The following is a 12026-nucleotide window of genomic DNA, read 5'->3' on the forward strand; positions in this document are numbered from 1 at the left end:
TAGTAAACTATCTTTTAAGGGGGATATATATGAAAAAAGTAGGAACTGCATTTTTGACAACCTTATTTATATTTTCATCGTTTACATCGGCAAATGCTGAAGATAAGAAGGATAATAAAGCATTTATAGATGTATCTGCTGCAACGTTATGGACTGCACCTGACTCATTACGCCCAATTGATGCACCGAGCGCAACAAATCCAGTTGATTTATGGAAGTGGACGAAATCAATGACGCTAGATGAGAAGCTTTGGTTAACGAGTGCAAATAAATTAGAAACGCAAGCGCTACTCGGTCAAGAAGTAACAGTAATTGATAAAAAAGGTGATTGGGTAAAAGTACTAGTGCACGGACAGCCAACGCCGCGAAATGAAGAAGGGTATCCAGGGTGGATGCCTGAAAAACAATTAACGTATAATCAAGAATTTGTAGATAAAACAAACGAACCTTTCGTATTAATAACGAAACCGACAGCAATTGTATATATTAACCCTTCTGAAAAACATAAATCGCTTGAAGTCAGCTATAATACGCGATTACCGCTACTAAGTGAAGATACGATTTCATACCGCGTATTATTGCCAAATGGTCAGAAGGCGTGGCTACGGAAAAATGATGGAACTGTTTACCATTCTCAAAATGATATTCCGACTCCAACCGCTGATGACTTAATAAACACCGGAAAAATGTTTTTAGGATTACCGTATATATGGGCTGGTACAAGTGGTTTTGGATTTGATTGCTCTGGATTTACACATACGATTTATAAATCACATGGCATTACAATACCGAGGGATTCTGGGCCACAATCAAAAGCAGGAATTGCGGTTGATAAAGAAAACCTACAAAAGGGCGATTTAATATTCTTTGCACATAATCAAGGAAAAGGTAGTGTTCATCACGTTGCCATGTATATTGGTGATGGAAATATGATTCACTCACCAAGAGCTGAAAGATCGGTAGAAATTATACCGCTAAATACACCAGGATATATAGAAGAATACGCTGGTGCTCGTCGTTACTTACCTTAAAAAAGATAGGGGGGCTTTATATGAAGAAGGTTGTTCGCTACTCATTAGTTAGTACTCTACTTGTATCTTCATTTTTAGTAGGCTGTGCTAAAGAAAAAACAGCTACAAAGCCGAAAGATGAGAAGAAAGTATTGCAACTATTAGAAACGGGTGAAATTCCGTCACTAAATTCCGGAAAAGTAACAGACGCCGTATCGTTTAATGTTTTAAACAATGTAATGGAAGGGTTATTCCGTTTATCGAAAAATGATGAAGTGATCCAGGCTGGAGCACAAAAATATGAAGTGAGTAAAGACGGAAAGACTTATACATTCCACTTGCGTGATGCGAAATGGTCTAACGGCGATCCAGTAACAGCTCATGATTACGTATATGCTTGGAAGCAACTTATAAATCCAGATACAGCCTCTCAATATGCATATATCGCGTACGATGTGAAAAATGCGGAGAAGATAAATAAGAAACAATTAGGCTTAGAAGAATTAGGTGTGAAAGCAAAAGATGATAAAACGTTCGTTGTAGAGCTGGAACATCCTGTACCGTATTTTACGAAACTACTCATTTTACCATCTTTCTATCCAATTAATGAAAAATATGCGAAGGAGCAAGGTGATAAATACGGGTTAGAGGCAAATAAAGCGATATATAATGGGCCATTTACATTATCAGAGTGGAAGCACGAAGCGAGCTTTACAATGAAGAAAAACGATAAATATTGGGATAAAAAAGAAGTGAAATTAGATGAAGTAAACTACCAAATTGTTAAAGAAATTTCAACTTCGGTAAATTTATATGAAACAGATAAAGTAGATAGAGCTGTCATTTCAACAGAATTCGTAGATAAATATAAAAACAATAAAGAGCTAAAACAATATACAGATCCGGTTATGTACTTCTTCCGTTTTAATGAAAGTGTACCGATTCTTAAAAATAAAAATGCAAGGCTTGCGCTAAGTACAGTGTTTGATAAGAAAGGGCTTGCGACTTCATTTTTAAATGATGGATCAGTTGCTGCGAATTATTACGTACCAAAAGGATTTTTAAAAGGACCAGATAAGAAAGACTTTAGAAGTACGGTAGGTGAGTTTAATAAGACTGATGTAAAACAAGCGAAAGAATATTGGGAAAAGGCGAAGCAAGAGACGGGCACAAATGAAGTGACGTTAGAGCTATTAAACTATGACTTAGAGAACTTTAAAAAAGTAGGAGAATATATTAAAGAACAGCTTGAGAAAAACTTACCAGGGCTAAAAGTTAATGTGAAATTACAACCACATACGCAAAAACTAGCGTTAGAGAAGAAAAAAGAATACGAAATGTCGTTATCACGTTGGTTACCTGATTATCCAGATCCAATGACATACTTAGAAGTTTTCCTTTCGGGAAGTACCGTAAATAATACAGGATATGCAAATCCAGAGTATGACGCGTTAATTAAGAAGATTAAAACTGAATTAGGTAATGATGAAAAGGCTCGCTGGAAAGCAATGCAAGATGCTGAAAAAGTACTTCTTGATGATGCAGTAATTGCACCGGTATTCCAGCGCGGATTATCTTACTTACAAAAACCGTACGTAAAAGATTTATATGTTCACCAATTTGGTCCAGCAACTAGCTTGAAATGGGCGGACGTACAAAAGTAAAGAAAGAGGAAAAACAGACTTCACGTATGTGATAGTCTGTTTTTCCTTAGTTAAAGCCGATGATAGTTCATGGTATAATTTACTAGTCTATAAACAGTATTAGGAGGGGCACTATGTCTGTATTTGTAAAGGGGAAAGTAATACATACGAAAAGATTGGTGATGAGAAAACCGAATATAGAAGATGTTGATCAATTTTATAACATATTGAAAAAAGAAGCGGTTGGTCAATGGCTTGCTAAATCAAGAGGTATGTCAATAGATGAAACTAAAGATTATATGAGTCAACTTATATTGCATTGGGAACAGTATGATTTTGGTGTATGGCTGTTATTCAAAAATGAAACAGGCCAGTTATTAGGACATTGTGGTTTAAGAAAGGTAAATGAAACAGGTGAAACAGAAATTATGTATCTCCTTGATCCAGAGTATTGGAGGAATGGATATGCGTCAGAAGCAGCAGAGGCTTCCATTCAATATGCAACAGAAACGATGAATTTAAAAAGAATAATTGCTAGGGTTAAAGTAGCTAATGAGAATTCGAAAAAACTTTTACGAAAGCTAGGCTTTACATATACTCAAGATGTTGATCATAGTGGGCGTTTATTATCATATTTTGAACTCAATACATCATCTGATGGATTATAGACATTTTACGTGTTTTTTCACTGTTTAAAAATAAAATTATTACTAAAATTCCAGTGTGAAATTTATGTAGAATCTTGTATAATTAACATGTTTCTTTGGAAACACTTTCTTGCTCTATAAGTATTTAACTTAATAGTGCAAAGAAAGGGAATACATACATGTAAATAATAGATAAATAGAATGGAACATGTATAGAGAAAAAGGAGAAAAATGATGACGTGTCAAAAACAAGGGTTACAATTTAATAGTACTAGAAAGAGGAATAGCAGATGAAGATGAAGCATGCTTTCGGACCAATTATTTTAGCCTGCGTACTTTTTTTCATTGTATTGCTTATTCCATCTAAGAGTTTAGTATCACTATTAAGCGATAAAAAGATAGAAGATGCAGCAACTTCCTTACAAAAAGAGAAATTACAAAGTGTTTTCTTGCAACAGAAAATGTTAGAGAATTCGCAGTATTTACCGATGTATGGTTCATCAGAGTTTTTACGAATGGATGCATATCATCCATCTAACTATTTTAAAGTAAATCCAGCAGGTTTTACTCCATTTTTAATAGGGACTGGTGGCACGCAAAGCTTGGCTCATATATTAAATATGACGTCTACAATGGATGAATTAGAAGGTAAAAAGGTAGTCTTTGTTCTTTCACCACAATGGTTTACAAAAACCGGTGTATCACAAGGGGATTTTACAAATAATTTCTCCAAACAACAAGCCTATCACTTTATTTTTAATGACGAAATAAAGCCTGAAATGAAGAAAAAAATCGCGAAACGTTTACTAGATTATAAAGTTGTTCGTAAGGATGCGATATTAAGTAGTTCGCTAGAAAGTATTGTATATAACGATACAAAACATAACATAAAAGCTGGACTAGCTAAACCGCTAGCGTATATGTACCGGAACATTTTAGATCATCGAGATTTATTTAACTCTCTATTTAAGATCGAACCGATGAAAGAGGAAACAAATATGGGATTACGTTCGCTTTCTTGGGAAGATGCACGTAAACATGCGGAACAAGAAGGTAAAGTAGGATCCACAACAAATACATTCGGAATTGAAAATCCATATTATTATAAACATAATTTAAAGAAAAAATTAAAAGGTTTAAAAAACTTTAGAGCAAATGAATCGTATGATGATTCACCAGAATATGATGACTTACAAATTGTTTTAGATCTTTTCAAAGAAAAAAATGTAAAACCACTCTTTATTTCTGTGCCTGTAAACGGACCGTGGTATGATTACGCTGGTTTCCCAAAAGAACGTCGTGATGTGTATTACAATAAGGTTCGCGATCAAGTTGAGAAAGCAGGATACCCAGTAGTCGATTTTTCTAGCCATGAATATGATAAGTATTTCTTAAAAGATACGATTCATTTAGGCTGGAAAGGATGGATCTATTTTGATGAAGCAGTGCAGAAGTTTTACTCTGAAAAATAATGCATAAACAATAGAAACAGGAATGGCAATAAAGCCGTTCCTGTTTTTTAGTATAGAGGATTTTGGTGTGGGCAATTTGGAAAGGCGTGTATATCTTGAATTTGTCTAAAGTCATAATGTTTCATGGCGAACTGGGCTTGGTAAAGGTATTCGTAAACAAATAATTGATTATTTTGAACGCCGCATAAAACGCCGGAAGTTCCTTGCCCATTAATAAGAGAAACACCAACAGGGCGTCCGATTAAGTATGGTACTTTTTGCTGCCAATGCATAGGGGGATCACTCCTTTTTGAGTTACTATACGAAATTACAAATGAATTGTAACTTATCCAAGTAAATCTTAAACTGGAGGGTTTTAATGAAATGTCTAGAAATCATTAATATGAATGAATTATTTGTGTGGAAGAGGAGTGCATTATGGAGAAAGGAAGGATTCTGGAAGAAAAGTTAAATCTAATAGAATGGTGCCAAACATTGAATGGAATATCGGAGGATATATGGTTTCAACCATTTAAAAAAGGTTCATGGGCAATTGCGGATGTAATTTCACATTTTATTGTTTGGGATGAGTTTCTAATGAAGTATAGAATTTCATATTTTGTAAGCGGGAAATCTGTACCTATCGTTCCAACAGATGTTGAGGAAATGAATAAGGGTGCAATAAAATATGCAAGGTCTGGTATTTCAAAAGAAGAACTAATAGATCAATTTAGCTTTACTCGTAAACAATTAGTAGACCAAATTGAGCGAATTCCTGCTCGGAATTTTAATAATGACTATCAATTTGGCACAAAAAAATTGAGGTTAAATAATTATTTTTCATCACTTATCGAGCATGACTTAAAGCATAAAAAAGAAATAATACAATTTCTAATACATGATCAAGCCGATAATAAAAACCGCTATAATTCTTAATGAATTTATAGCGGTTTTTATTATAATCTTAAGCAAGATTTTCACGTTTTTTTGTCCACTTTTTTATTACGAAATATAAAAGTATAAGTACAACGCCACCGATAGCGAACGATTTCACATACGGTCCAGCAATATCGTTAATATTCTCCCAATTTTCACCTAGTTTCTCACCTAAATAAATGAAAATGATAGACCAAGGGATGATCGCAAGTGCTGTTAATGTAGTGAAACGTAGTAATGGCATTTTTGTAATACCAGCAGGAATTGATATCGCATGACGAACGATAGGAATGAAACGTGCAGTGAAAATTACGCCAGTTCCGTATCGATTAAACCAATCTTCAGCAGCGTCAATTTGTTTTTTATGAATGAAAATATACTTTCCGTAACGTTCTAATACAGGGCGACCACCATATCGTCCAATCCAGTAAACAAAGATTTGGGCAATAACACCACCAATTGTACCGAATATAACTGCGCCTACAAATGAGATACTACCATTGAATACTAAATATCCCGCATAAGCAAGGACAATCTCACTTGGAATAATTTCAATCATAAGTCCGAGCATAATGCCCCAATAACCTAATCCTTCAAAAAATGTTAATACTGAATGAATAAAACTACTTAACATTGTTGCACCTTCTAATTTATGAATTTTGAATATAAGCCCCTTTATTTAACAATATAAAAGGTTCACTATATGTAGATTATACCTTATTTATATAGGGGATTGCCATTTCAATTCTTTTATGTCTCTCATAAGTATTATAGTAAAGGATATAAGCCATGTTTTCATGAAGAGATAATGAAAAGATTATTAAAAATTTCTCATATTTAAAGAGAATGAAAGGGTTAGTAGACTGAAAATTTTGTATAATGATGTGAGTGTTGAATTTACAAAGGGGGAGAAGTTATGCGTTTTACAGATCCTATTTACGGATCAATTACTATTCAAGATAGAGATATTATACGATTGATCGATACGAAAGCGTTTCGAAGGTTGGCTCATATTAAACAACAAGGACATACATATTTTTTACACGAGAACGCAATACATACGAGGAACGAACATTCAATAGGTGTATATGTACTAGTTAATAAAGTGATAGAACATCTTACGGAGATTGGTGACATTCATTTGTCAGAATATGAGCGAAAGTTAGTATCTACTGTAGCCCTTCTACACGATGTTGGACATGGTCCATATTCACATTGTTTTCAGCAAATATCAGGTGAGGATCATGGTGATTGGACTGTTCGAATGATTCAGGAGGATGAGGAAATACGCACGATTTTAAATCAGACTTCTGGATTATTAGAAGATGTAACGAAAGCTTTAACCGAAGATGGAGTTTTTCCGATTATAGATGAGCTATTATTTAATTCATTAGGAATGGATCAATTAGATTTTTGGAATAGAGATTTATATTATTCCACGCTTGAATTGGAGGGCTTACGAATAGAAGAATTGATTGCTAATATGCGTTTTATTAACGGTAAACTTGTTATTGAAGAATCAGGAATCCCTTTGATCGAACAACTAATGAAAATAAAAGAAGGGCTTTACAATAATGGCTTTGGCCATCCATTTGTAATAGGGAAAGACTTATTAATACAATCTATTTTTAAAAAGGTAGAGGAGAAAAATCTTTCGTTCTATACTCCTGAGTTACAAAATTTCTTTCATAAAGGGGAGAGGTTAGAAGTAGAGGACTTTCTTCCGTTACAAGATGAAATGATTTTAAATGAAATAAAGTATTTTGCAAAATCAGACGACATAGAAATAGCGGCGTTAATCCAGCTATATTTTTCAGCTTCTAAAAGTTTATCATTTGAAAAGGGACTAGAGGGTGATTTTAAAAAGGAAAATAGCACCTTAGCAGTAATAACTGAAAAAAAGGCTTACAGTTCATACATGGGTGGTATTTATGTTTATAGTAATGATCAGTTAGAGGATATTATAGAACAATCACCTTTCATTCAAGAGATAGTAAAATTGCCTAAAAAAGAATATGCGTATTCAAATTAAATTGGTTCGAAAATTTAAAAATGAATGAGGTGGAAATATGGATTGGAAAGAACGTCTTTTAGAATTGGATGATATGCCAATTATATTAGAATGGTATAACGACGAAGATTTACATAACATAGCAGATGTGAAATCATTTAAGCGATATACAATCGAAGAGCTTCGGCAGTATTGGACTGGAAAATTGTCGCGGTCTTATGCGAGTTATCATGTAATAGTAGTAGAGGATGAAGTAATAGGGAGAGTCGGATTAAAAAAGAAGCAATATGACGATGCGTGCGTGATGGAATACTCTATCCTCATTGGTGTTTCGAATTTATATTCAAAAGGGCTTGGAACGGAGATTACAAAGTATTTTATTAGTAAATCATTTTTAAATCCGGATATACAAGCCGTTGTATTGCAAGTTAGGGAAGATAATAAGAGGGCCATTCGTTGTTATGAGAAAGCTGGATTTAAAAAAGAAAAGTCGTATATAGAGAATCAAGTGAAAGTGTATGATATGCATAGAATTAAGAAAGAGGAAAAAATTACATATAATTAATTCTGAATGTACTGTAAATTCAGGGAGGGAAATGAAATACATGAAACATAAAATTGCTTTACTGGCCGATGTCCATGGTAATGCAACTGCTTTAAAAGCAGTTATCGAAGATTCTATTAAAGAAAGTGTGACTGATTATTGGTTTTTAGGAGATTTAATTATGCCTGGGCCTGGATCGAATGATTTATTTGAGATGTTAGAGAGTATTAACGTTGATACTTATGTTCAAGGGAATTGGGAAGATAGCTTTCTTGATGTGCTTAATAAAAACATTGATATTAATAACGCTACTGATATTTATGTTTCTAGATTAGTGCAGTATCAATGTGAAAATCTGGATAAAAACTATATAAATCATATTAAAAATCTACCATTACATATAACAAAACGGGTGAATGATTTATCTATCAGTATTAGTCATAATTTACCAAATATAAATTATGGAGGAGATTTATGGCCCACTAATAATCAGGAAAATTTTGATCAGTTATTTGATCATGATTATGATATTGCAATTTACGCTCATACCCATCACCAATTGTTACGCTATAGTAGCAATGATCAATTAATTATTAACCCAGGAACTATTGGACAACCTTTTTACAGATGGGACAAGTTAAACTCTGACCTACGTGCTCAGTATGCAATTCTTGAAATTGATGAGGCAGGGATTGCAGAGGTGAGATTTAAAAAAATTTCTTATGATGTAGAAAAGGAATTAAAAAATGCTATTAATAAACAACTTCCGTATATTGATTTATATCGAGAACTGCTCGAAACAGGAAAAACCCATACTCATGATATTGAATTATTACAAAAGATTAATGATAAATTCAATTATAGGGATGAAGTAATTAGATTTATGGAAAAAATCGGTTAGGAATCTAATGGAATGAAATTTAGATTTTAAAAGAATTTCTGATTAAATTGTTTAGTGTAGTTAAGTATCTTACATCGAGGAAAAACAAGCATAACCCTGTTCTCAATATACGACAGGGTTATGCTTGTTTTCGTCTTTAAAATTAAATGCCTTTTTGTTATAAAAAAATAGAAGCAATTCTGCTCCTATTTTTTACGGCTTCACATCTAAATTTTGTAAAAATAACGTTGCTGAAACGTAACGTTTTGCTAGCATTTGTACATAAGCGGTATGTACAGAAAGTGTGGCGATAATAATAGCGTTACGAATTGCTTCGCGTTGTTCGTTATTAATTTGATCGAACTTACTTGCTATTTTATCAGCCTTTTCTTTTACGATATTTTCGATCGTATGAACTGTATCTGTAGCATTTAGTTGTAAGCAATTCCCTTGATTCAGTTCTTCAAATAAAGAAGAATAAGCTACATATAAATGAAGAGGATTAATTAAATCATCACTTCGATCGGCCGGGTCATTTACGATGAGTCGTAATAGTTTGCGAATAGATTCAAAATCAAGCGCTGTTTTTAAATCTTCGACAATGAATAGTAATGCTGCTTGTTCGATTGAGTATTTTTTCCCTTTTTGAGGTGAGCCAATCATTTCTTTTATATCTCGTTTCACCCAGTTTTGCATAGCAGTTACAGAGAAACTCGTGTTTTCAATCTGATTGCCAAGCGCAACTATTTCATTTAAAGAAAAACCGACATCCGTATCGTCAATCTTAATCAATTTTTCAAAAATAGGTGAAAGTGCGGTTGTAATAAAAGCAGTAACGCTTTGTCCGCTTTCAATATCTTTTTTATGTGACTTTGCCCAAGCTTCTTGTAAAATGCCGAGAGGCTTCTTCGTATTCCATCCTCTTAGTGATAGAAGGAGCGTTGCCATTTCGTTTCGTGTGAGATGAAATGTTTCCATCTTTTCACCTCCAAAATTATAAAAAGTTCTTATGAACTTATAATATGTTTTGTTTCATTTAAAGTCAATTCCGTTTTGCTTAATTTTTCCTATGTCATGAAATTGTCGTAAGTAAATAATGCTTGCATATTTCGACAAAAGTTCATATAATAAGTTCATAAGAACCTTTAAAATGGTTTTAAAACAAATCTATCATTCTGAATTTACTAGAAAGGTAGATTTCACATATATCTATATAAAAGGAGAATGGATATAATATGTTGAAAAAACTTGTAGCAGTAATGACAGCATTCATGGTTATCTTTGGGGCTAGTAGCTTTATGTTCGTAGATCATGCGGCAGCGAAAAGTTACAAATCTGGTAAAAAATCATATACACCAAGTTCAGGTCAAAAGTCAAAAGTTGATTTAAACAAAAAAGATTCTAATGTGAATTCACAAAAAACGACAACTGATTCAAAAACAAAAGCAACAAACACAGCGCCAAAAAGTAATAAAGGTGGCTTTATGAAAGGTTTATTACTAGGTGGTCTTGGTGGTTTACTAATGGGTAGCTTATTTGCAAATATGGGAGCTCTTGGTTCTGTATTAGCGTTTATGGTAAATATGTTATTAATGGCTGGTATCGTAATGTTAGCAGTTCGTGCATTTAAATACTTCAAAGATCAACGTAAGAAAAAGGCAGATGAAGTAGCATGGAAACAATAAAAATTTCTGAACAAGAGCTTATAAATGCGCTTTGCGTATATATCGCTGAAAAAAGACAAGTTGGTCCAGAAGAAGTTTCAGTTGAACTAATGTATGATGATGACTACGGTTTCTCTGCAGAAGTAGAGGTAAATGGTCGCCAGCAAATTTTAATTCAAGCAAACTTAATCGAAGCACTACGCTTGTTGCTAGATAGAGAATATAATGTCAATTCATTTGCAGCAAGATTGCAACTTGAATTAGATGATGAAGAAGGCATTTACGCATTAGCGAAATTTAATAATAATGAACAATAAAACTGTTAGAGCTGTATGCTCTAACAGTTTTTTATTTGGATTCATATTGTTAGTATGTTTCTTCTTTTGGGATAAAATCCAATTATTAATAAACTAATGAATTGGTAAAAGCATGTTATTATAATCAAGAATATTTTATGTTAATAGGAGGATATAATGAAAAATAAATTATTAGTAGCATTAGCTACGGTTTGTTTATCTTTAACTGCTTGCAATTCAACAGAACAAACGAAAGATGTACAAGCGAACGAAAAGAAAGATAATAATGTGGAACAACAAACTGGAACTACTAGTCCAAAAGCTAAAGAAATAACAGAAAAAAGTACAGTGGAGAGATTATCTCAAGATCATAATGTGTCATTAGAAGGTGATGGTGAGAATTCTTCTGACTTTTTTGAATTGAAATCTGGATTTGTCATTGCTGAGGTAGAACATACAGGAGAAAGTAATGCGATTCTTGAGTTGAAAGACGAACAAGGTAATGACGCTGGTTCACTTTCAAATTTTATTGGTAATGGAAAAGAAAAAAGGTTAGTTCTCATAAAAAAGAGCGGTAAATATTTCATTAATCCTACAGCGGATGGTCATTGGAAAGTTAATATGTCACAGTCTATTTCAATGGATAAAGTAATAACAACTCCGGGAACAATTAGTGGCCATGGATCTGATGCTGTTTTTGTAAAACTTGAAAAAGGCTTGAAAGAGTTACATGGTGTACATATGAACGGTGAAAGTAATTTTATTGTTGAATTAAATGATAGTATAGTATTTAATGAAATTGGTGCAGCTGATACAACGAAAAAAATGCCTGTAAAAGAAAACGGTATACATATATTCACTATTCAAGCAGATGGTGATTGGACAATTGAAGTGAAATAATTTGAAAAGCTCCCCTTATTATTGTTGATAAGGGGAGCTTTTTG

14 protein-coding genes are annotated in these 12026 nt (G+C 33.3%); 11 read left to right on the forward strand and 3 right to left on the reverse strand.

The window, feature by feature from the left end; all coding sequences use genetic code 11:
• Window positions 1–29: 29 nt before the first annotated feature.
• The 4 genes from ABH959_RS10935 (at window position 30) to dltD (ending at window position 4772) form a co-directional block, all read left to right on the forward strand.
• Window positions 30–1031 (forward strand): C40 family peptidase, encoded by a 1002-nt coding sequence (locus ABH959_RS10935; RefSeq protein ID WP_113937477.1) that lies wholly within the window; start codon window positions 30–32, stop codon window positions 1029–1031.
• Window positions 1032–1051: 20 nt separating this feature from the next.
• A complete protein-coding gene (locus ABH959_RS10940) occupies window positions 1052–2674 on the forward strand; it encodes a peptide ABC transporter substrate-binding protein (RefSeq protein WP_113937476.1) in 1623 nt (540 codons plus the stop codon).
• 113 nt (window positions 2675–2787) lie between these two features.
• Window positions 2788–3321, forward strand: coding sequence for a GNAT family N-acetyltransferase (locus ABH959_RS10945; protein ID WP_002136774.1), 534 nt, complete (start codon window positions 2788–2790; stop codon window positions 3319–3321).
• A 269-nt stretch (window positions 3322–3590) separates the two neighbouring features.
• Window positions 3591–4772: a D-alanyl-lipoteichoic acid biosynthesis protein DltD gene (dltD, locus tag ABH959_RS10950; protein WP_016095607.1), complete on the forward strand. Its 1182-nt coding sequence runs from the start codon at window positions 3591–3593 to the stop codon at window positions 4770–4772.
• Window positions 4773–4819: 47 nt separating this feature from the next.
• On the opposite strand, the gene ABH959_RS10955 is transcribed toward dltD, so the two are convergent.
• Window positions 4820–5044: a hypothetical protein gene (locus ABH959_RS10955; protein WP_002032598.1), complete on the reverse strand. Its 225-nt coding sequence runs from the start codon at window positions 5042–5044 to the stop codon at window positions 4820–4822.
• Window positions 5045–5189: 145 nt separating this feature from the next.
• Here ABH959_RS10955 and ABH959_RS10960 point away from each other — a divergent pair, with 145 nt between their 5' ends.
• Complete coding sequence (locus tag ABH959_RS10960; protein ID WP_002136771.1) at window positions 5190–5687, forward strand: DinB family protein; 498 nt, start codon at window positions 5190–5192, stop codon at window positions 5685–5687.
• Window positions 5688–5715: 28 nt separating this feature from the next.
• On the opposite strand, the gene uptA is transcribed toward ABH959_RS10960, so the two are convergent.
• Window positions 5716–6321, reverse strand: coding sequence for an undecaprenyl phosphate transporter UptA (gene uptA / locus ABH959_RS10965; protein WP_016101251.1), 606 nt, complete (start codon window positions 6319–6321; stop codon window positions 5716–5718).
• Between the two features lie 282 nt (window positions 6322–6603).
• On the opposite strand from uptA, the gene ABH959_RS10970 reads away from it, so the two are divergent.
• From ABH959_RS10970 to ABH959_RS10980, 3 genes are read left to right on the forward strand one after another with little or no spacing between them, the layout of a single operon-like run.
• Complete coding sequence (locus ABH959_RS10970) at window positions 6604–7719, forward strand: HD domain-containing protein (RefSeq protein WP_404492569.1); 1116 nt, start codon at window positions 6604–6606, stop codon at window positions 7717–7719.
• A gap of 37 nt (window positions 7720–7756) precedes the next feature.
• Window positions 7757–8263: a GNAT family N-acetyltransferase gene (locus tag ABH959_RS10975; protein ID WP_404492570.1), complete on the forward strand. Its 507-nt coding sequence runs from the start codon at window positions 7757–7759 to the stop codon at window positions 8261–8263.
• A 40-nt stretch (window positions 8264–8303) separates the two neighbouring features.
• Window positions 8304–9143 carry a metallophosphoesterase family protein gene (locus tag ABH959_RS10980; protein ID WP_404492571.1) on the forward strand — a complete coding sequence of 280 codons (840 nt, stop codon included), beginning with the start codon at window positions 8304–8306 and terminating at the stop codon, window positions 9141–9143.
• Between the two features lie 192 nt (window positions 9144–9335).
• On the opposite strand, the gene ABH959_RS10985 is transcribed toward ABH959_RS10980, so the two are convergent.
• Complete coding sequence (locus ABH959_RS10985; protein WP_002065900.1) at window positions 9336–10100, reverse strand: DUF1836 domain-containing protein; 765 nt, start codon at window positions 10098–10100, stop codon at window positions 9336–9338.
• 257 nt (window positions 10101–10357) lie between these two features.
• Between ABH959_RS10985 and ABH959_RS10990 the strand changes: the two genes are divergently transcribed.
• The 3 genes from ABH959_RS10990 to ABH959_RS11000 all read left to right on the forward strand — a co-directional run bounded on the left by ABH959_RS10990 (window position 10358) and on the right by ABH959_RS11000 (window position 11982).
• Entirely contained in the window at window positions 10358–10807 is a 450-nt protein-coding gene (locus ABH959_RS10990) for a hypothetical protein (protein ID WP_002085037.1), read from the forward strand.
• The gene (locus tag ABH959_RS10995) at window positions 10795–11103 is read left to right on the forward strand and encodes a YxcD family protein (RefSeq protein WP_000447767.1); all 309 of its coding nucleotides are present in this window, start codon (window positions 10795–10797) and stop codon (window positions 11101–11103) included. Before ABH959_RS10990 ends, ABH959_RS10995 begins: the two co-directional genes overlap by 13 nt.
• Window positions 11104–11259: 156 nt before the next feature.
• Window positions 11260–11982 carry a hypothetical protein gene (locus ABH959_RS11000; protein ID WP_002142100.1) on the forward strand — a complete coding sequence of 241 codons (723 nt, stop codon included), beginning with the start codon at window positions 11260–11262 and terminating at the stop codon, window positions 11980–11982.
• Window positions 11983–12026 lie beyond the last annotated feature (44 nt).

Source organism: Bacillus sp. RC51 (genome assembly GCF_044908115.1).
Lineage (GTDB): Bacteria > Bacillota > Bacilli > Bacillales > Bacillaceae_G > Bacillus_A > Bacillus_A mycoides.

Bases quoted from the DNA above. Each gene is read 5' to 3' on its own strand.
- ABH959_RS10995 (WP_000447767.1), top strand. From the start codon at position 10,795: ATGGAAACAATAAAAATTTCTGAACAAGAGCTTATAAATGCGCTTTGC.
- ABH959_RS10985 (WP_002065900.1), bottom strand. From the start codon at position 10,100: ATGGAAACATTTCATCTCACACGAAACGAAATGGCAACGCTCCTTCTA.
- ABH959_RS10975 (WP_404492570.1), top strand. From the start codon at position 7,757: ATGGATTGGAAAGAACGTCTTTTAGAATTGGATGATATGCCAATTATA.
- ABH959_RS10940 (WP_113937476.1), top strand. From the start codon at position 1,052: ATGAAGAAGGTTGTTCGCTACTCATTAGTTAGTACTCTACTTGTATCT.
- ABH959_RS10990 (WP_002085037.1), top strand. From the start codon at position 10,358: ATGTTGAAAAAACTTGTAGCAGTAATGACAGCATTCATGGTTATCTTT.
- ABH959_RS10955 (WP_002032598.1), bottom strand. From the start codon at position 5,044: ATGCATTGGCAGCAAAAAGTACCATACTTAATCGGACGCCCTGTTGGT.
- ABH959_RS10945 (WP_002136774.1), top strand. From the start codon at position 2,788: ATGTCTGTATTTGTAAAGGGGAAAGTAATACATACGAAAAGATTGGTG.
- ABH959_RS10960 (WP_002136771.1), top strand. From the start codon at position 5,190: ATGGAGAAAGGAAGGATTCTGGAAGAAAAGTTAAATCTAATAGAATGG.
- ABH959_RS10970 (WP_404492569.1), top strand. From the start codon at position 6,604: ATGCGTTTTACAGATCCTATTTACGGATCAATTACTATTCAAGATAGA.
- ABH959_RS10935 (WP_113937477.1), top strand. From the start codon at position 30: ATGAAAAAAGTAGGAACTGCATTTTTGACAACCTTATTTATATTTTCA.
- ABH959_RS11000 (WP_002142100.1), top strand. From the start codon at position 11,260: ATGAAAAATAAATTATTAGTAGCATTAGCTACGGTTTGTTTATCTTTA.
- ABH959_RS10980 (WP_404492571.1), top strand. From the start codon at position 8,304: ATGAAACATAAAATTGCTTTACTGGCCGATGTCCATGGTAATGCAACT.
- uptA (WP_016101251.1), bottom strand. From the start codon at position 6,321: ATGTTAAGTAGTTTTATTCATTCAGTATTAACATTTTTTGAAGGATTA.
- dltD (WP_016095607.1), top strand. From the start codon at position 3,591: ATGAAGATGAAGCATGCTTTCGGACCAATTATTTTAGCCTGCGTACTT.